General features: G+C 69.6%; 14 protein-coding genes. 11 read left to right on the forward strand and 3 right to left on the reverse strand.

The features are described 5' to 3' along the window. Positions 1 to 203: 203 nt before the first annotated feature. The gene (uvrA, locus tag AB0N07_RS06245) at positions 204 to 3,233 is read left to right on the forward strand and encodes an excinuclease ABC subunit UvrA (protein ID WP_365832597.1); all 3,030 of its coding nucleotides are present in this window, start codon (positions 204 to 206) and stop codon (positions 3,231 to 3,233) included. Positions 3,234 to 3,332: 99 nt separating this feature from the next. On the opposite strand, the gene AB0N07_RS06250 is transcribed toward uvrA, so the two are convergent. The 3 genes from AB0N07_RS06250 to AB0N07_RS06260 all read right to left on the reverse strand — a co-directional run bounded on the left by AB0N07_RS06250 (position 3,333) and on the right by AB0N07_RS06260 (position 6,459). Further along, positions 3,333 to 4,244, reverse strand: a complete 912-nt coding sequence (locus tag AB0N07_RS06250; protein WP_365832599.1) for a carbohydrate kinase — start codon at positions 4,242 to 4,244, stop codon at positions 3,333 to 3,335. After that, positions 4,241 to 5,344, reverse strand: coding sequence for a LacI family DNA-binding transcriptional regulator (locus tag AB0N07_RS06255; protein ID WP_365832601.1), 1,104 nt, complete (start codon positions 5,342 to 5,344; stop codon positions 4,241 to 4,243). Before AB0N07_RS06255 ends, AB0N07_RS06250 begins: the two co-directional genes overlap by 4 nt. Positions 5,345 to 5,502: 158 nt before the next feature. Beyond that, a complete protein-coding gene (locus tag AB0N07_RS06260; RefSeq protein WP_365832603.1) occupies positions 5,503 to 6,459 on the reverse strand; it encodes a hypothetical protein in 957 nt (318 codons plus the stop codon). Between the two features lie 328 nt (positions 6,460 to 6,787). Between AB0N07_RS06260 and uvrC the strand changes: the two genes are divergently transcribed. The 10 genes from uvrC to AB0N07_RS06310 all read left to right on the forward strand — a co-directional run bounded on the left by uvrC (position 6,788) and on the right by AB0N07_RS06310 (position 19,194). Then, on the forward strand, positions 6,788 to 8,818 hold the full coding sequence (gene uvrC, locus AB0N07_RS06265; protein WP_365832605.1) for an excinuclease ABC subunit UvrC: 2,031 nt from the start codon (positions 6,788 to 6,790) through the stop codon (positions 8,816 to 8,818). After that, positions 8,815 to 9,771, forward strand: a complete 957-nt coding sequence (gene rapZ, locus AB0N07_RS06270) for an RNase adapter RapZ (protein WP_365832608.1) — start codon at positions 8,815 to 8,817, stop codon at positions 9,769 to 9,771. The genes uvrC and rapZ overlap by 4 nt, the downstream gene beginning before the upstream one ends. Then, positions 9,768 to 10,835, forward strand: a complete 1,068-nt coding sequence (yvcK, locus tag AB0N07_RS06275; protein WP_365832610.1) for a uridine diphosphate-N-acetylglucosamine-binding protein YvcK — start codon at positions 9,768 to 9,770, stop codon at positions 10,833 to 10,835. Before rapZ ends, yvcK begins: the two co-directional genes overlap by 4 nt. Then, positions 10,826 to 11,815, forward strand: a complete 990-nt coding sequence (gene whiA / locus AB0N07_RS06280; protein WP_030933313.1) for a DNA-binding protein WhiA — start codon at positions 10,826 to 10,828, stop codon at positions 11,813 to 11,815. The genes yvcK and whiA overlap by 10 nt, the downstream gene beginning before the upstream one ends. A gap of 166 nt (positions 11,816 to 11,981) precedes the next feature. Beyond that, positions 11,982 to 14,936, forward strand: a complete 2,955-nt coding sequence (locus AB0N07_RS06285; RefSeq protein WP_365832612.1) for a M14 family zinc carboxypeptidase — start codon at positions 11,982 to 11,984, stop codon at positions 14,934 to 14,936. A gap of 228 nt (positions 14,937 to 15,164) precedes the next feature. Further along, the gene (gene gap / locus AB0N07_RS06290; protein ID WP_365832614.1) at positions 15,165 to 16,175 is read left to right on the forward strand and encodes a type I glyceraldehyde-3-phosphate dehydrogenase; all 1,011 of its coding nucleotides are present in this window, start codon (positions 15,165 to 15,167) and stop codon (positions 16,173 to 16,175) included. A 133-nt stretch (positions 16,176 to 16,308) separates the two neighbouring features. Next, positions 16,309 to 17,520: a phosphoglycerate kinase gene (locus tag AB0N07_RS06295; RefSeq protein WP_365832616.1), complete on the forward strand. Its 1,212-nt coding sequence runs from the start codon at positions 16,309 to 16,311 to the stop codon at positions 17,518 to 17,520. A 5-nt stretch (positions 17,521 to 17,525) separates the two neighbouring features. After that, on the forward strand, positions 17,526 to 18,302 hold the full coding sequence (gene tpiA, locus AB0N07_RS06300; RefSeq protein WP_365832618.1) for a triose-phosphate isomerase: 777 nt from the start codon (positions 17,526 to 17,528) through the stop codon (positions 18,300 to 18,302). Positions 18,303 to 18,410: 108 nt separating this feature from the next. Beyond that, on the forward strand, positions 18,411 to 18,647 hold the full coding sequence (gene secG / locus AB0N07_RS06305; RefSeq protein WP_110627372.1) for a preprotein translocase subunit SecG: 237 nt from the start codon (positions 18,411 to 18,413) through the stop codon (positions 18,645 to 18,647). Between the two features lie 211 nt (positions 18,648 to 18,858). Then, positions 18,859 to 19,194 carry an RNA polymerase-binding protein RbpA gene (locus tag AB0N07_RS06310; RefSeq protein WP_003976875.1) on the forward strand — a complete coding sequence of 112 codons (336 nt, stop codon included), beginning with the start codon at positions 18,859 to 18,861 and terminating at the stop codon, positions 19,192 to 19,194. Positions 19,195 to 19,273 lie beyond the last annotated feature (79 nt).

Below are 19,273 nucleotides of genomic sequence, written 5' to 3' on the forward strand. Positions count from 1 at the left end.
TTTGGGTGAAGGTGGTGAAGCCGTGCCGTAAATCGAATGCGCGTGCTATATGGTCGGGCGTGGCGTCGGGCATGCTGGAGAGCCGGGGATTGTTATGCAACCCGGGAATCCGACCGGCGTTGTCAGTGGCTCCCCCTAGTCTGAGAAAGCACGGGGGCCTCGCCCCTGTCACTCCTCTCAAGCCAAGAAAGGTGCGGACCGGCGTGGCCGACCGTCTCATCGTCCGTGGCGCGCGCGAGCACAACCTCAAGAATGTCTCGCTCGACCTGCCGCGCGACTCGCTCATCGTCTTCACGGGCCTGTCGGGGTCGGGCAAGTCCTCGCTGGCCTTCGACACCATCTTCGCCGAGGGGCAGCGGCGCTACGTGGAGTCGCTCTCCTCGTACGCCCGCCAGTTCCTCGGCCAGATGGACAAGCCGGACGTCGACTTCATCGAGGGTCTGTCCCCGGCCGTCTCCATCGACCAGAAGTCGACCTCGCGCAACCCGCGCTCGACGGTCGGCACCATCACCGAGGTCTACGACTACCTGCGTCTGCTCTTCGCGCGCATCGGCAAGCCGCACTGCCCCGAGTGCGGCCGCCCGATCTCGCGTCAGTCGCCGCAGGCCATCGTCGACAAGGTCCTGGAGCTGCCGGAGGGGAGCCGCTTCCAGGTGCTGTCGCCGCTGGTGCGCGAGCGCAAGGGAGAGTTCGTCGATCTCTTCGCCGATCTCCAGACCAAGGGCTACTCACGCGCGCGTGTGGACGGCGAGACCATCCAGCTCTCCAGCCCGCCCACGCTGAAGAAGCAGGAGAAGCACACCATCGAGGTGGTCGTCGACCGCCTCACGGTCAAGGACTCCGCCAAGCGCCGCCTCACCGACTCCGTGGAGACCGCACTCGGCCTGTCCGGCGGCATGGTCGTGCTCGACTTCGTCGACCTCCCGGAGGACGACCCCGAGCGCGAGCGGATGTACTCGGAGCACCTGTACTGCGCGTACGACGACCTGTCCTTCGAGGAGCTGGAGCCGCGCTCCTTCTCCTTCAACTCGCCCTTCGGTGCCTGCCCCGACTGCACCGGCATCGGTACGCGCATGGAGGTCGACCCCGAGCTGATCGTCCCGGACGAGGACAGGTCCCTCGACGAGGGGGCCATCCACCCCTGGTCGCACGGCCACACCAAGGACTACTTCGGCCGGCTGATCGGCGCCCTGGCGGACGCCCTGGGATTCCGCACGGACATCCCCTTCGCGGGCCTGCCGCAGCGCGCCAAGAAGGCCCTGCTGCACGGCCACAAGACGCAGATCGAGGTCCGCTACCGCAACCGGTACGGGCGCGAGCGCGTCTACACCACGCCTTTCGAAGGTGCCGTCCCCTTCGTCAAGCGCCGGCACAGCGAGGCCGAGAGCGACGCCAGCCGCGAGCGCTTCGAGGGCTATATGCGCGAGGTGCCCTGCCCCACCTGTGAGGGCACTCGCCTGAAGCCGATCGTCCTCGCGGTCACGATCATGGGGAAGTCGATCGCCGAGGTCTCCGGCATGTCCATCAGCGACTGCGCCGACTTCCTGGGCGAGCTGAAGCTCAACGCCCGCGACAAGAAGATCGCCGAGCGGGTGCTGAAGGAGGTCAACGAGCGGCTGCGGTTCCTGGTCGACGTCGGCCTGGACTACCTCTCGCTGAACCGTGCGGCCGGCACCCTCTCCGGCGGCGAGGCCCAGCGCATCCGCCTGGCCACCCAGATCGGCTCCGGCCTCGTCGGCGTCCTGTACGTCCTGGACGAGCCGTCCATCGGCCTGCACCAGCGCGACAACCACCGGCTGATCGAGACCCTGGTCAGACTGCGCGACATGGGCAACACGCTCATCGTCGTGGAGCACGACGAGGACACCATCAAGGTCGCCGACTGGGTCGTCGACATCGGCCCCGGCGCGGGCGAGCACGGCGGCAAGGTCGTACACAGCGGCTCCCTGAAGGAGCTGCTCGCCAACGCCGAGTCCATGACCGGCCAGTACCTGGCCGGCAAGAAGTCGATCCCGCTGCCCGACATCCGCCGCCCGCAGGACCCCTCCCGCAGGCTCACGGTGCACGGCGCCCGCGAGAACAACCTCCAGGACATCGACGTCTCCTTCCCGCTGGGTGTGTTCACGGCCGTCACGGGCGTGTCCGGATCCGGCAAGTCGACGCTGGTCAACGACATCCTGTACACGCACCTGGCCCGTGAGCTGAACGGCGCGCGGAGCGTCCCCGGGCGGCACACGCGCGTGGACGGGGACGACCTCGTCGACAAGGTCGTGCACGTCGACCAGTCGCCCATCGGCCGCACCCCGCGCTCCAACCCGGCGACGTACACCGGCGTCTTCGACCACGTCCGCAAGCTGTTCGCGGAGACCACCGAGGCGAAGGTCCGCGGCTATCTGCCCGGCCGCTTCTCCTTCAACGTCAAGGGCGGCCGCTGCGAGAACTGCGCGGGCGACGGCACCATCAAGATCGAGATGAACTTCCTCCCGGACGTGTACGTCCCCTGCGAGGTCTGCCACGGCGCCCGCTACAACCGGGAGACCCTGGAGGTCCACTACAAGGGCAAGTCCATCGCCGAGGTCCTGAACATGCCCATCGAGGAAGCCATGAACTTCTTCGAGGCGGTCCCGGCGATCAACCGGCACCTCAAGACGCTGAACGACGTCGGTCTCGGCTATGTCCGGCTCGGCCAGTCCGCCACCACCCTGTCCGGCGGTGAGGCACAGCGCGTGAAGCTCGCCAGCGAGCTTCAGAAGCGCTCCACCGGTCGCACGGTCTACGTCCTGGACGAGCCGACCACCGGTCTGCACTTCGAGGACATCAGCAAGCTGCTTACGGTGCTTGCCGGACTGGTCGACAAGGGCAACACGGTCATCGTCATCGAGCACAACCTCGACGTGATCAAGACCGCCGACTGGATCGTCGACATGGGCCCGGAGGGCGGCGCGGGCGGCGGACTCGTCGTCGCCGAGGGCACGCCCGAGGAGGTCGCCGGGATCCCGGCCAGCCACACCGGCAAGTTCCTGCGGGAGATCCTCGGCGCCGACCGGATCAGCGACGCCAGCTCGGTACCGGCCCCGCGCAAGACCGCGGCCAGGAAGACGGTCGCGGCCGGGTCGGCGGCGAAGAAGACGGCGACGGCCAGGACCGCCAACAACACCGCCACGAAGAAGGCGGCCGGAGCCGCGAAGAAGGCCGCGCCCGCGAAGAAGACGACACGGGCACGGAAGGCCTGAACAGATCCAGAACGGTGCGGCGCCCCGCGGGTGAACTTCCCGCGGGGCGCCGCCCGTTTGCAAGCCGGGCTGCCGGGCCCGCGCAGGAGATACGGGGCCCTACACTTCGTCCAGCTCGGACGCATACGGCGGCTCCGCGCCCGCCCGGGAGCAGGTGACCGCGGCGGCCCGCGCCGCGAAGCGCAGCAGCCTGGTCCAGCCGTCGGAGCCCAGTCCCAGGAGCGCCTCGGTGGACAGGGCGTCCTGGGCGGCCAGACCGTGCAGAAGGGCCGCGTTCACCGTGTCGCCGGCACCGATGGTGTCGACGACGTCGACCTTCTCGCCCGGCACGGGGTGCACGGCCCCGTCCCGGGTGAAGGCGCTGAGCCCGTCACCGCCATGGGTGATCACCACGGCCGCGGGTCCTGCGGCCAGCCACTCCCGCGGGGAGCCGCCCAGCCACAGGGCGTCCTCCTCGGAGAGCTTGAGCAGCGACACCGAGGGCAGCCAGCTCCAAAAACGCGCCCGGTAGGCATCCGCGTCGGGAATCAGGCCTGCCCGGATGTTGGGGTCGAGCGCGGTGAACACGCCCTGCGCGGCCGCGGTCCGCAGCAGGGTCTCGTACGCCGTCGCCCCGGGCTCCAGGACGAGCGAGCAGGTGCCGAAGGACATGGCCCGCGTCTCGGCGGGGAGCGCCTCGGGCGCCACGAACAGCCGGTCAGCGGTTCCCTCGACATAGAAGGAGTAGGCGGCGGATCCGTCCCCGTCGATCGTGGCGACCGCGAGGGTGCTCGGCTCCGCGCCGCGCTGCACGGCCGAGACGTCCACGCCTGCTGCCCGTAGCCCGTTGAGCAGCGCCTCGCCGAAGGCGTCGCGCGAGGTGCGGGAGCAGAACGCGGTGGGGGAGCCGAGACGGCCGAGGGCCACGGCCGTGTTGTACGGGCCGCCGCCGAGCGCCGGCTTCAGGCCCGCGAGAGCCCCTGTGCCCTGCGGTACCAGGTCGATCAGAGCCTCACCGGCGACGACGATCACGAGGCGGTTCCTTTCTCGCGCTTCCCGAACTTCTCGGGCTTCTCGAATTTCTCGGGCTGTTCGGGTTGTTCGGACCGCACCGTCCCCTCCGGGCAGCCGCACGAGGTCCGGTGGACGAAGGTGCAGGGGAGCCGCAGGGTGCGGGCGGGGCGGTCCGGGGAGGCGAGGCGGTCCAGGAGCACCTGGAGCGCCTGGGCGCCGATCTCCCCGCTGGGCTGGGCGACGGCGGTCAGCCGGGGCGAGAACAGGTCCGCCCAGGCGAAGTCGTCGAAGCAGCACAGGGCCATGTCCTCGGGCACGGACAGACCGCGCCCGCGAAGGGCGCGCAGCGCACCGATGGTCATCGCGTTGTTGGCGGTGACGAGTGCGGTGGGTGGGGCGGCAAGGGAGAGAAGGGCCGTGGTGGCGCGCTCGGCGTCGGCGGACTCGGAGTTGCCGTGCACCAGGAGGCGTTCGTCGTGGGGGAGCCCGGAGGCGGCGAGGCCGTGGCGGTATCCGGCGACGCGTTCGCGGGTGGTGCTGAGCCCGGGCCGGCCTGCGACCAGGGCGATCCGACGGTGACCGAGCTCGGCGAGATGGGTGACCAGCCGGGTGGTCGGTTCGACGCTCTCGGCGCAGACCTGGTCGTAGCCGGGTGTGCCGTCGGCCGGGGTGGTGACGAGCCGGTCGAGGAAGACGGCCGGCACGCCGTGGCGGCCGAGGTAGGCGAGAAGGTCGTCCGGGTTCGCCGAAGGGGCGATGATCATGCCGTCGACCCGGCGTTCGTGCAGCAGCTGGACGACCTTGCGCTCGTGCTCCGGGTCGTCGTGCGGATCGGCGATGAGGAGGCTGTAGCCGTTTTCCAGGGCGCCGGCCTCGACGCCCTGGAGGATCTCCGTGAAATACGGGTTGCTGATCGCCGACACCGCGAGCCCGATGGAGCGGGTGCGCGCGGTCACCAGGGAACGGGCGAGGGTGTTCGGGGTGTAGCCGAGCCGGTCGACGGCGTCCAGGACGGCCTGGCGGGTGTGGGGGAGGACGGGCCTGGTGTTGTTCAGGACGTGCGAGACGGTCGCCACGGAGACTCCTGCGCTTCGAGCGACATCGGCCATGGTCGCCATCGCGTGCCCCTCCTTGGACCCCGACCCTTTCGACGGCACGGCGTGCCTTCCGGCCGGGACGGTATCCCATCCGGGGCCTCGCGTAAACGCTTGCGCAAACGTTTACGTCCCGTGACGAGGGGAGCAGAGCCCCGATCTGGCAGGCCCGTCGGCCGGGCTCACTCCCAGTCCCACCCGATGCCCACGACCCCTGTCCGCACCCGGGGCTCGACGAGGTGGACCGAGTGGTGGCGGCCGCTCAGGGGCAGTTCCTGGCGGCCGCTGCGCGGGGCCGCGGGCGAATGCTGGGCGAAGCGGTGGCAGCGGGAGGGCAGGGCCTGTTCGTCGAAGCGCACCTGGAGCGCGTACTGCCCGCCGGCCGGCCCGAAGCCGCGGATGTACTCGCGGGACAGGCCGGCGGTGCCGTCCTCGATGCCGTAGCGGAAGAGGAAGGTGTCCCCGGCCCGCAGCCGGGTGTCGAAGAGGAGCTCGGCCACGAGCACGCCGGTGTCGTGGTGCACGCGCACGCGTCCCGTGCGGCAGTTCTCCAGTGCGTGCACCCGCATGCGTTCCGGCGCGCAGCCCGGGTCGCCGTGGTGGACGGCCACGAAGCGGTCCACACCGTCCTTGTGGGCGCGCACTATGTGGTGGGACTCGCGCCCCGCCAGTTCGCGGCGCGCGCCGATGCGTACCCGCTCGTGGTGCCCCAGGGTGTGCAGACCGCCGTCCAGGGGCGAGCCCAGCTCGGCCAGCAGCCGCTCCAGGACGCCCGACGCCTCCACCAGGGAGCGGTAGGAACGGCCCGCGGGCCGACCCGCGCACGACGGCTCGTCGGTCTCCGCGAGCAGCCGGATCAGGGACTCCTGCGGCAGCTGGAGGATCTCCTCCAGCGCGCGTACGGCCCGCAGGGACTCCGGGCGCTGCGGGCGTCGGGCACCCTGCTGCCAGTAACTCAGGCTCGTCACACCGACCTTGACCCCGTAGCGCGACAGATGGTGCTGCACGCGCTGCAGCGGCAGTCCGCGGGCGGCGATCGCGGCACGCAGTGCGACGTGGAAGGGGCCGCCCCGCAGGGCCGAGTCCAGTTCCGCGGTCACGACGGCGGCGGCGTCCGCGTGCTGTGTGGCGTGCGGCATGCAGGGGCCTTTCTGTGAATGCTCGCTACGGCTGGTCGGGCCGGGTTGTGCGTGTTTCGGGGCCACCCCGTCGGCGTCGTGGAGTCTTCACATCCGTACGCCGTCGTTCCCGGTCCCGAGTTCCCCCGCATTGAAGCGTGTTGACCTAGTCCCGACAACACCTGAGACCCAACAGCGGTGCACTCCTGGCCGAGACGCGATCGATGCCTGGAGCCGGCGCACCGGTGAGGGTCACCGAGGGTGATGTTCCCCGAGCCCCGGTGGCTTGCGCGGCGGCGTTGTCCACAGGCCCGCCGCACTGTCAGCGCTCGCCAGTAGGGTGTGAGACATGGCAGATCCCTCCAGCTACCGCCCCAAGCCGGGACAGATCCCGGACTCGCCAGGGGTGTACAGGTTCCGTGACGAGCACCGCCGGGTGATCTACGTCGGAAAGGCGAAGAGCCTGCGCCAGCGCCTGGCGAACTACTTCCAGGACCTGGCCGGACTGCACCCCCGCACCCGCAGCATGGTCACCACGGCCGCCTCCGTGGAGTGGACCGTGGTGTCCACGGAGGTCGAGGCCCTGCAGCTGGAGTACTCCTGGATCAAGGAGTTCGACCCCCGGTTCAACGTCAAGTACCGCGACGACAAGAGCTACCCGTACCTCGCGGTGACGATGAACGAGGAGTTCCCGCGCGTCCAGGTGATGCGCGGCCACAAGCGCAAGGGCGTGCGCTACTTCGGGCCGTACGGGCACGCGTGGGCGATCCGCGACACCGTGGACCTCCTGCTGCGCGTCTTCCCGGTGCGCACCTGCTCGGCGGGTGTCTTCAAGAACGCCGCCCGCACCGGCCGCCCCTGTCTGCTCGGCTACATCGGCAAGTGCTCCGCCCCCTGCGTCGAGCGCGTCTCCGCCGAGGAACACCGCGAACTGGCCGAGGAGTTCTGCGACTTCATGGCAGGCCGCACGGGGACGTACCTGCGCCGCCTGGAGAACCAGATGACCCAGGCGGCCGAGGAGATGGAGTACGAGCGGGCGGCCCGCCTGCGCGACGACATCGAGGCCCTGAAGAAGGCCATGGAGAAGAACGCGGTCGTGCTCGCCGACGCGACCGACGCCGACCTGATCGCGGTCGCCGAGGACGAGCTGGAGGCGGCCGTCCAGATCTTCCACGTGCGTGGCGGACGCGTGCGCGGCCAGCGCGGCTGGGTCACCGACAAGGTCGAGGAGATCACCACCGGTGCCCTCGTCGAACACGCGCTGCAGCAGCTGTACGGCGAGGAGAAGGGCGACTCCGTCCCCAAGGAGGTCCTCGTCCCGGCCCTGCCCGACCCGGTGGAGCCCGTCCAGGAGTGGCTCACCGAGCGCCGCGGCTCCGCGGTCTCGCTGCGCATCCCACAGCGCGGCGACAAGAAGGCCCTGATGGAGACGGTGGAGCGCAACGCCCAGCAGGCGCTCGTGCTGCACAAGACCAAGCGTGCCTCCGACCTGACCACGCGCTCGCGTGCCCTGGAGGAGATCGCCGAGGCCCTCGACCTGGACAGCGCCCCCCTCCGTATCGAGTGCTACGACATCTCGCACCTCCAGGGCGACGACGTGGTGGCCTCCATGGTCGTCTTCGAGGACGGCCTGCAGCGCAAGAGCGAGTACCGCCGGTTCCAGATCAAGGGCTTCGAGGGGCAGGACGACGTCCGCTCGATGCACGAGGTGATCAACCGCCGTTTCCGGCGTTATCTCGCGGAGAAGGAGAAGACCGGGGAGTGGGCCGACGGCGAGAACACGCTCACCGAGGAGGACGGTCGCCCCAAGAAGTTCGCCTACCCGCCCCAGCTCGTCGTCGTGGACGGCGGACAGCCCCAGGTCGCCGCGGCCAAGAGGGCCCTCGACGAGCTCGGCATCGACGACGTCGCCGTGTGCGGACTCGCCAAGCGCCTGGAGGAGGTCTGGCTGCCGGACGACGACGACCCGGTCGTCCTGCCGCGCACCAGCGAAGGCCTCTATCTGCTGCAGCGCGTCCGCGACGAGGCCCACCGCTTCGCGATCACGTACCAGCGCACCAAGCGGACCAAGCGCTTCAGGTCGAGCCCCCTGGACGACGTGCCGGGACTCGGGGACACACGCAAGCAGGCACTTCTGAAACATTTCGGTTCGCTCAAGAAACTACGATCCGCCACCATCGACCAGATCTGCGAGGTCCCCGGCATAGGCCGCAAGACGGCCGAGACGATCGCCGTCGCCCTCGCCCAGGCGGCCCCGGCCGCGCCCGCCGTGAACACGGCGACTGGAGAGATCATGGAGGAGGAACCCTCCACCATGGGTTCCAGCGGGCAGCCCGTGGCCATGGGCGCCCTGGACGAACGACGGGGGCAGGAGACATGAATGTGAACGAGCACGACGGGCAAGAAACCCAGGCCGGAGACGGAGCACAGGTGAGTACGGGCAGCGACACGCCCGGGACGGTCCCCGAGGTGGCCATCCCGGAGCTGGTGATCATCTCGGGCATGTCCGGTGCGGGCAGGTCGACCGCCGCCAAGTGTCTGGAGGACCTCGGCTGGTTCGTCGTCGACAATCTGCCGCCCGCGCTGATCCCCACCATGGTGGAGCTCGGCGCCCGCTCGCAGGGCAACGTCGCCAGGATCGCGGTCGTCGTCGACGTCCGTGGGCGTCGCTTCTTCGACAACCTCCGCGAGTCCCTCGCCGACCTGGAGGCCAAGCACGTCACCCGGCGGATCGTGTTCCTGGAGTCCTCCGACGACGCCCTGGTGCGCCGCTTCGAGTCGGTGCGCCGCCCGCACCCCCTGCAGGGCGACGGCCGCATCGTCGACGGCATCGCCGCAGAGCGCGAGCTGCTGCGCGAGCTGCGCGGCGACGCCGACCTGGTGATCGACACCTCCAGCCTGAACGTGCACGAGCTGCGCGCCAAGATGGACGCCCAGTTCGCCGGCGAGGAGGAGCCCGAGCTGCGGGCCACCGTCATGTCCTTCGGCTTCAAGTACGGCCTCCCGGTCGACGCCGACCTGGTCGCGGACATGCGCTTCTTGCCCAACCCGCACTGGGTGCCCGAGCTGCGCCCCTTCACCGGCCTGAACGAAGAGGTCGCCGCGTACGTCTTCAACCAGCCCGGTGCCAAGGAGTTCCTCGACCGCTACGCCGAGCTGCTGCGCCTCATCGCGGCCGGCTACCGGCGCGAGGGCAAGCGGTACGTGACCATCGCCATCGGCTGCACGGGCGGCAAGCACCGCTCGGTGGCCATGTCGGAGAAGCTCGCCGCACGTCTTGCGGCCGAGGGCGTGGAGACGGTGGTCGTGCACCGGGACATGGGACGCGAATGACGGAGCGTTCTTTGCGGCTGAGCAGGCTGCGCCGGGTCGTGCCCGAGTCTCGCGCGGGCCGGCCCGTCGAAGCCCGTGGCGCCCGGCCGCGCCGCCGCGGCGCCCAGCCCAAGGTGGTCGCCCTCGGTGGCGGCATGGGCCTGTCCGCCTCGCTCGCCGCGCTGCGCCGGATCACCGGCGACCTCACCGCCGTCGTCACCGTGGCCGACGACGGCGGCTCCAGCGGACGCCTGCGCGACGAACTGGGCGTGCTGCCGCCGGGCGACCTGCGCAAGGCGCTGGCCGCGCTGTGCGGCGACGACGACTGGGGCCAGACCTGGGCCCGTGTCATCCAGCACCGCTTCCAGTCCAAGGGCGACCTGCACGAACACGCGGTCGGCAACCTCCTGATCGTCGCTCTGTGGGAGCAGCTGGGCGACCACGTCCAGGCCCTCGACCTGGTCGGCAGGCTGCTCGGAGCGCACGGGCGCGTGCTGCCCATGTCCGCCGTACCCCTGGAGCTGCAGGCCCTGGTCAAGGGGCACGACCCGGAGCGGCCCGAGGACGTCGACACCGTGCGGGGGCAGGCGACTGTGGCGCTCACACCGGGCGAGGTGCAGTCCGTGCACCTCGTGCCGCACGACCCGCCCGCCGTCCCCGAGGCCGTCGAGGCGGTCCTGGACGCCGACTGGGTCGTCCTCGGCCCCGGCTCCTGGTTCTCCTCGGTCATCCCGCACCTGCTCGTTCCCGAACTCCTGGACGCCCTCACCGAGACGAAGGCACGCCGGGTACTCTCGCTGAACCTCGCCCCGCAGCCCGGAGAAACCGAAGGCTTCTCCCCGCAGCGTCATTTGGAGGTTTTGGGACGACACGCCCCTAAACTCGCCCTGGACGTGGTGCTGGCCGACGAGGCCGCCGTGCCCGACCGCGACGTGCTCACCGAGGCCGCCAAGCGGTTCGGCGCCGCGGTCGAGCTGGCGCCGGTGGCCCGGAGGGACGGAACTCCGCGGCACGACCCGGAGCTGCTGGCCGCCGCGTACGACCGTATTTTTCGGATGCATGGAAGGATCGGCCCATGGCGATGACGGCAGCGGTGAAGGATGAGATCTCCCGGCTCCCCGTCACCCGGACCTGCTGCAGAAAGGCGGAGGTCTCCGCCATTCTGCGGTTCGCCGGCGGCCTCCACCTGGTCAGTGGGCGCATCGTGATCGAAGCGGAGCTGGACACCGCGATGGCGGCGCGGCGCCTGAAGCGGGACATCCTGGAGATCTTCGGTCACAGCTCCGAACTGATCGTGATGGCGCCGGGCGGACTGCGCCGCGGCTCGCGCTATGTCGTACGGGTCGTCGCCGGCGGTGACCAGCTGGCCCGGCAGACCGGCCTGGTCGACGGCCGCGGCCGCCCGATCCGGGGTCTGCCCCCACAGGTGGTCTCGGGGGCCACCTGCGATGCGGAGGCCGCCTGGCGCGGCGCCTTCCTGGCGCACGGCTCGCTGACCGAGCCCGGCCGCTCCTCCTCCCTGGAGGTCACCTGCCCCGGCCCGGAGGCCGCGCTCGCCCTGGTCGGCGCCGCCCGTCGGCTGTCGATCGCCGCGAAGGCGCGCGAGGTGCGCGGTGTGGACCGCGTGGTCGTCCGTGACGGCGACGCGATCGGCGCCCTGCTCACCCGGCTCGGCGCGCACGAGTCGGTGCTGGCCTGGGAGGAGCGCCGGATGCGCCGCGAGGTGCGGGCCACGGCGAACCGTCTCGCCAACTTCGACGACGCCAACCTGCGCCGCTCCGCCCGCGCGGCCGTCGCCGCCGGTGCCCGCGTGCAGCGCGCCCTGGAGATCCTCGGTGACGAGGTTCCCGAGCACCTCGCGGCCGCCGGGCGGCTGCGCATGGAGCACAAGCAGGCCTCGCTGGAGGAGCTGGGTGCGCTCGCCGACCCGCCGCTGACCAAGGACGCCGTCGCCGGCCGTATCCGCCGGCTCCTTGCGATGGCCGACAAGCGCGCCTCCGACCTCGGCATTCCGGGCACGGAGTCCAGCATCACCGAGGAGATGGCCGACAACCTGGTCGGCTGAGCCGGCAGAAGTACACCTGAAGGTCGCTCAACCTGCCGGTGTCTGCGTCCACTTGGGGCGCGGGCACCGGCATTTGTCTGTCCATGAGGCGCCCTTGACTCGATCATGAAGTGTCATGAGCCTGGCAACAGTTCGCTGCTGTGGCGGACCATTGCTAGGGGGGTTCATGAGACACAGAGCGAGATCGATCCTCGCTGTCGGCGCGCTCCTGCTCGGCGGAGCGGGCCTCGCACCCATCGCCCAGGCGCAGAACGGAAGTTCGCAGGGATCCGACCCCACCGAGGTCAAGGTCTATCGCGCCGACGTCACCGCCAAGCAGGTACCCCTGCTGCTGGCAGCCGGACAGGACGGCGACGAACTCAGCGACCAGGTCCCGGAGAAGGGCACGGCCTCCGTCGAGGTCTACCTCACCGCCCAACAGGCCCACAAGCTCAAGAAGCAGGGTGTCGACCTCACCGAACACACGCTTTCGGACAGGGCCGTCAAGCGCGTGGACGCCGCCGCCCAGGGCGTGTTCCGCCCGTACAGCGGAAGCGGTGGCCTCAAGGAGGAGATCGTCCGGACCGGGCAGGAGAACCCCGGCCTCACCAAGGTCGTCTCCATCGGCAAGACCGTCAACGGACAGGACATCCTCGCCCTCAAACTGACCAAGGGCGCGAAGAAGTCCAAGGACGGCTCGAAGCCCTCCGTCCTCTACCTGTCCAACCAGCACGCGCGCGAGTGGATCACGCCGGAGATGACCCGTCGGCTGATGCACTACTACCTGGACCACTACAAGACGGACCAGCGCATCAAGAAGATCGTGGACTCCACCGAGCTGTGGTTCGTGATCTCGGCCAACCCGGACGGCTACGACTACACGTTCAAGAACTCCCAGACCCGTCTGTGGCGCAAGAACCTGCGTGACGTCAACGGCGACGGCGTCATCTCCACGGGTGACGGCGTCGACCTCAACCGCAACTTCCCCTACAAGTGGGGCTACGACGACGAGGGTTCGTCCCCCAACCCCACCAGCGAGACCTATCGCGGCGCGAGCCCCGCCTCCGAGCCCGAGACCAGGGCGCTGGACGCCTTCGAGAAACGCATCGGCTTCACGTACGGCATCAACTACCACTCCGCCGCCGAACTTCTGCTCTACGGCGTCGGCTGGCAGGTGGCCACCCCCACGCCCGACGACGTGGTCTACAAGGCCCTCGCCGGTTCGCCGGACCACTCCGCGATACCCGGCTACCGCCCGCAGGTCTCCTCCGAGCTGTACACCACCAACGGTGAGGCGGACGGACACGCGGCGAACGTCAACGGCATGTCGATGTTCACCCCGGAGATGTCGACGTGCCAGACCGCGTCGAACATCGATCCCAACGACCAGTGGAACGCGGCCGACTGCCAGTCCGTCTTCAACTTCCCGGACGACGAGAAGCTGATCCAGCAGGAGTTCGAGAAGAACATCCCGTTCGCGCTGTCGGTCGCCGAGACCGCCCTGCACCCCGACACGCCGTCCTCCTCGCTCGGCCTGACCGCCGCCGACTTCACCCCGGCCACGTTCGCCACGTCGTACTCGCGCGGCGCCGACCAGGAGGTCTCCGTCGTCGTACGCAAGGCCGTGCGCGACAAGGAGCTCAAGTACCGCGTCAACGGCGGTCGTACGCAGGATGAGGGGCTCAAGGCATGGAAGGGCGGCGAGACCTACGGCGGGGACGACAACCTGCACTTCGACGAGTACCGGGCCAAGGTCAAGGACGGCGCCCCGGGCGACAAGGTCGAGGTGTGGTTCACCGGCAAGGGCAGGAGCGGCAAGAAGGTCTCCAGCGAGCACTTCACCTACACCGTCGCCCAGCGGCCCAAGGCCGACACCCTCGTCGTCGCCGAGGAGGGCGCGGCCGCCGCACAGGCGCAGACGTACGTGGACGCGCTGAAGGCGAACGGCCGCAAGGCGATCGTCTGGGACGTCGCCACCCAGGGCGCACCCGACGCGCTCGGCGTGCTGAAGCACTTCAGGACGGTCGTCCACTACACAGGGGCGAGTGTCCCCGGCAACGCCACCCAGCTCCAGCTGCGCGCCTACCTCAACGAGGGCGGCAAGCTGATCGAGGCGGGCGAGCAGGCCGGCGGCAGCGTCGACCTCGGCGGGGGCACCCTGTCGAACGACTTCAGCCAGTACTACCTGGGCGCCTACTCCCGTACGTCGACCCCCGGGGCCACCGGCTTCACCGGCTCCGGCGAGCTCGACGGCTTCAGCGGGTCGCTCGGTGCCGCCACCGGCAACCCGCTCGACAAGGCGGGCACCTACAGCGTCACCTCCGACTCGCTGCCCGCCGACAAGTACCCGCAGTTCGCCAGTGCGGGCGCAGGCCAGTTCGCTGGGACCGTCAACCCGTACGGGCCGTACGCCGGCTCCTTCATGGCGGCCGCCGTCCACACCGACGACGCCTATAAGCGCCTCACCCGCACCATCGACCTCACGGGTGTCACCGCGGCTCAGCAGCCGACCCTGCGCAGCCAGTTGCTCTGGGACACCGAGCCCGGCTACGACCACGTCATCGTCGAGGCCCACACCACCGGTGCCGACGACTGGACGACCCTCCCGGAGAAGGGCGGCGCGACCAGGCAGACCGTACCGAGCGAGTGCGGGGCGGGCTTCCTGGTGAACGAGCACCCGTGGCTCAAGCACTATCTGACCATCGCCGGCAACGACTGCACCCCGACCGGCACGAGCGGTTCCTGGCACAGCCTCACCGGTGCCTCCAACGGCTGGCAGCAGGTCAACTTCGACCTGAGCGCGTACGCCGGCAAGTCCGTCGAGGTCTCCATCAGCTACGTCACCGACCCGGGTACCGGCGGCCACGGCGTCCTCGCCGACGACGCCTCGCTCGTCATCGGTGGCACGCCGACCCAGACCGAGGGCTTCGAGACGTCGCTCGGCGCCTGGAGCGCGTCCGGACCGCCCGCGGGCAGCCCGGCCGTCCTCAAGGACTGGACGCGCACCGGCGCCCTGTTCAGGACATACGGAGCGATCACCACCGACCGGACCGTGCTGCTGGGCTTCGGCCTGGAGCACGTCAGCGCGGCGGCCGACCGCAACAGCCTCATCAAGAAGGCCCTCGCGGCCCTGGAAGGGTGAACACCCCGGTCAACGATGACTAGCCCTCCGTAGTCAAAAAGAGTGATCGGATCTTTCGTCCCGGGCGGTCCGTACCCCTACTGGCGGGTACGGACCGCCTGCCCATGTATGGGGCGTCTCGATGTCACTCCGGGGCCCTCAGGGAGGTAGGGTCGGGGGTGGTCGGGGACATCCCAAACAGAGCTCGCCGGCACCGCATGGCCGGCGTACCAACGAGGAGATCGGTTCGTGACGATCCGCGTAGGCATCAACGGCTTCGGTCGTATCGGTCGCAACTACTTCCGCGCACTGCTGGAGCAGGGTGCAGACATCGAGATCGTGGCTGTCAACGACCTGGGTGACACCGCGACCACCGCCCACCTGCTCAAATACGACACCATCCTGGGCCGCCTCAAGGCCGAGGTGTCGCACACCGCCGACACCATCACCGTCGACGGGCACACCATCAAGGTCCTTTCCGAGCGCAACCCCGCCGACATCCCGTGGGGCGAACTCGGCGTCGACATCGTCGTCGAGTCCACCGGCATCTTCACGAAGAAGGCCGACGCCGAGAAGCACATCGCCGGCGGCGCCAAGAAGGTCCTCATCTCGGCTCCGGCCAAGGACGAGGACATCACCATCGTGATGGGTGTCAACCAGGACAGGTACGACGCGGCCAACCACCACGTCATCTCCAACGCGTCCTGCACCACCAACTGTGTGGCGCCGATGGCGAAGGTCCTCGACGAGAACTTCGGCATCGTCAAGGGCCTGATGACGACGGTCCACGCGTACACCAACGACCAGCGCATCCTGGACTTCCCGCACTCGGACCTGCGCCGCGCCCGCGCCGCCGCCGAGAACATCATCCCGACCACCACCGGTGCCGCCAAGGCCACCGCCCTGGTCCTGCCGCAGCTCAAGGGCAAGCTGGACGGCATCGCCATGCGCGTCCCGGTCCCCACCGGCTCGGCCACCGACCTGGTCGTGACGCTGCAGCGCGAGGTCACCAAGGACGAGGTCAACGCCGCGTTCAAGAAGGCCTCCGAGGACGGCGACCTCAAGGGCTACCTGTCGTACACCGAGGACCCGATCGTCTCCTCGGACATCGTCAGCGACCCGGCCTCCTGCACCTTCGACTCCTCCCTGACCATGGTCCAGGAGGGCAACTCGGTGAAGATCCTCGGCTGGTACGACAACGAGTGGGGCTACTCCAACCGCCTCGTCGACCTGACGGTCTTCGTCGGCAACCAGCTCTGATCTGATCCACAGAGCAGGCAACTCGATGTGAACGCAGGGCTCGGGCAGCGCAGGGACGCGCCGCCCGAGCCCTGACTCACGTACGGATCAGCCCTCGTACGATCAGAGCAGCCCTCACCAGGAGTGTCCTCACATGAAGACGATCGACGAACTTCTCGCCGACGGCGTGGACGGCAAGCGGGTCTTCGTCCGCGCCGACCTCAACGTGCCGCTCGCCGACGGCCGCATCACCGACGACGGCCGCATCCGCGCCGTCCTGCCCACCGTCAAGGCCCTCGCGGACGCGGGCGCCAAGGTGGTCGTGGCCTCGCACCTCGGCCGCCCCAAGGGCGCGCCGGACCCGGCCTTCTCCCTGCTTCCCGCCGCCGAGCGGCTCGGTGAACTGCTGGGCGCCCCCGTGGCCTTCGCCCAGGACACCGTCGGCTCCGCCGCGCATGCGGCCGTCGACGGCCTCGAGCCCGGCCAGGTCGCGGTCATCGAGAACCTGCGCTTCAACGCGGGCGAAACCTCCAAGGACGACGCCGAGCGCGGCGAGTTCGCGGATCAGCTGGCCGCCCTCGCGGACGTCTACGTCGGCGACGGCTTCGGCGCTGTGCACCGCAAGCACGCCTCGGTCTTCGATCTCCCGGCGCGCCTGCCGCACGCCGCCGGCTACCTCATCGCGAACGAGGTCGCCGTACTGAAGAAGCTCACCGAAGACGTGCAGCGGCCGTATGTCGTCGCCCTCGGCGGCGCCAAGGTCTCCGACAAGCTCGCCGTCATCGACCAGCTGCTCGGCAAGGCCGACCGCCTGCTCATCGGCGGCGGCATGGCGTACACCTTCCTCAAGGCCAAGGGCTACGAGATCGGCAAGTCCCTCCTGCAGGAGGACCAGATCCCGGCCGTCCTGGAGTACATCGAGCGGGCGGAGAAGACCGGCGTCGAGCTGGTCCTGCCCGTCGACGTGGTGGTCGGCCCCGAGTTCCCGGACCTGAAGGCGAAGGCCTCCACGAGCCCCGCCACCGTCGCCGCGGACGCCGTGCCCGCCGACCAGATGGGCCTGGACGTCGGTCCGGAGACCCGCAAGCTGTACGCCTCGAAGATCGCCGACGCCGCCACCGTCTTCTGGAACGGCCCGATGGGCGTCTTCGAGCACCCCGATTTCGCCGAGGGCACCAAGGCGGTCGCCCAGGCCCTCCTCGACTCCCCGGCCTTCACGGTCGTCGGCGGCGGCGACTCCGCCGCGGCTGTGCGCCTCCTGGGCTTCGACGAGAACGCATTCGGCCACATTTCGACCGGCGGCGGCGCCTCCCTCGAATACCTCGAGGGCAAGACGCTCCCCGGCCTCGCCGCACTGGAGGACTGACCTTAATGAGCACGCGCACGCCGCTGATGGCGGGCAACTGGAAGATGAACCTCAACCACCTCGAGGCCATCGCCCATGTCCAGAAGCTCGCCTTCGCCCTCGCGGACAAGGACTACGAGGCCGTGGAGGTCGCCGTCCTGCCGCCCTTCACCGACCTGCGCTCCGTGCAGACCCTGGTCGACGGCGACAAACTCAAGATCAAGTACGGCGCCCAGGACCTCTCGGCGCACGACTCCGGCGCCTACACCGGCGAGATCTCCGGCGCCATGCTGGCCAAGCTGAAGTGCACGTACGTGGCCATCGGCCACTCCGAGCGCCGCCAGTACCACAACGAGACCGACGAGCAGGTCAACGCCAAGGTCAAGGCGGCCTACAAGCACGGCCTGACCCCGATCCTGTGCGTCGGCGAGGAGCTGGAGGTCCGCGAGGCGGGCAACCATGTCACGCACACGCTCGCCCAGGTCGAAGGCGGTCTGAAGGACCTCCCGGCCGAGCAGGCCGAGACGATCGTGATCGCCTACGAGCCCGTCTGGGCCATCGGCACCGGCAAGGTCTGCGGCGCCGAGGACGCCCAGGAGGTCTGCGCCGCCATCCGCGGCAAGATCGCCGAGCTGTACACCCAGGAACTGGCCGACCAGGTCCGCATCCAGTACGGCGGCTCCGTCAAGGCCGGCAACGTCGCCGAGATCATGGCGCAGGCCGACATCGACGGCGCCCTGGTCGGCGGTGCCTCGCTGGACGCGGACGAGTTCGTCAAGATCGTGCGCTTCCGCGACCAGTGACACGAGCTGGGAGTATGCGGTAGCGGCGATACGTCGTACCCTTGCGGGGGCACAGCCTGGTTGCTGTGCCCCCGTCGTCCATCCGAATCCGAGGAAGTTGGTCCAGCCGTGGTTTTGGGGTTCTCGATCGCCCTGATCGTCTTCAGCCTGCTGCTGATGCTGCTGGTGCTGATGCACAAGGGGAAGGGCGGCGGCCTCTCCGACATGTTCGGTGGCGGCATGCAGTCGTCCGTCGGCGGCTCCTCGGTCGCCGAGCGCAACCTCGACCGGATCACCGTGGTGATCGGTCTGCTCTGGTTCGCGTGCATTGTCGTACTCGGCATCCTCATGAAGTCGAACAGCTGAGCAGCGACACACACAGCACGTACATTCCGCACGTAAGGCCCCATGTTCGGTACGCGCAGCTGAGCGCGGCCTATCATGGGGCTTGCGTCTAGGTGTGGGGGGTGTAACTCCAATCACTGGACGCGCGTTGGGCCTTACGTAGACTGAGGCGCTCGCAACGAAGCGAAACGCCGACTCGCTTCGCGGCACCATCACGCAGGGAGTTACGACCGTGGCAAGTGGCAACGCGATCCGAGGAAGCCGGGTCGGGGCGGGGCCGATGGGCGAGGCCGAGCGCGGCGAGTCCGCGCCGCGTCTGCGCATCTCCTTCTGGTGCTCGAACGGGCACGAGACGCAGCCCAGCTTCGCCAGCGACGCGCAGGTTCCCGAGACCTGGGACTGCCCGCGCTGCGGCTTCCCCGCCGGACAGGACCGGGACAACCCGCCGGACCCGCCGCGCACCGAGCCCTACAAGACGCACCTCGCGTACGTCAGGGAGCGGCGCAGTGACGCGGACGGCGAGGCGATCCTCGCCGAGGCGCTCGCCAAACTGCGGGGCGAGATCTAGGAGTTGAGAGCCGGCCGGGCACCGAGGGGTGCCTGGCCGGAGCTGTTTCGTACCCGGCCCCCGGTCGCCTGAGGACCGA

The sequence above is a fragment of the Streptomyces sp. NPDC051172 genome (assembly GCF_040682555.1).
Taxonomy (GTDB): Bacteria; Actinomycetota; Actinomycetes; order Streptomycetales; family Streptomycetaceae; genus Streptomyces.

What these genes read in the sequence shown, in the direction of transcription:
- AB0N07_RS06255 (WP_365832601.1), bottom strand. Translation starts at nt 5,344, where the DNA reads ATGGCGACCATGGCCGATGTCGCTCGAAGCGCAGGAGTCTCCGTGGCG.
- uvrC (WP_365832605.1), top strand. Translation starts at nt 6,788, where the DNA reads ATGGCAGATCCCTCCAGCTACCGCCCCAAGCCGGGACAGATCCCGGAC.
- AB0N07_RS06285 (WP_365832612.1), top strand. Translation starts at nt 11,982, where the DNA reads ATGAGACACAGAGCGAGATCGATCCTCGCTGTCGGCGCGCTCCTGCTC.
- rapZ (WP_365832608.1), top strand. Translation starts at nt 8,815, where the DNA reads ATGAATGTGAACGAGCACGACGGGCAAGAAACCCAGGCCGGAGACGGA.
- AB0N07_RS06260 (WP_365832603.1), bottom strand. Translation starts at nt 6,459, where the DNA reads ATGCCGCACGCCACACAGCACGCGGACGCCGCCGCCGTCGTGACCGCG.
- yvcK (WP_365832610.1), top strand. Translation starts at nt 9,768, where the DNA reads ATGACGGAGCGTTCTTTGCGGCTGAGCAGGCTGCGCCGGGTCGTGCCC.
- tpiA (WP_365832618.1), top strand. Translation starts at nt 17,526, where the DNA reads ATGAGCACGCGCACGCCGCTGATGGCGGGCAACTGGAAGATGAACCTC.
- AB0N07_RS06295 (WP_365832616.1), top strand. Translation starts at nt 16,309, where the DNA reads ATGAAGACGATCGACGAACTTCTCGCCGACGGCGTGGACGGCAAGCGG.
- whiA (WP_030933313.1), top strand. Translation starts at nt 10,826, where the DNA reads ATGGCGATGACGGCAGCGGTGAAGGATGAGATCTCCCGGCTCCCCGTC.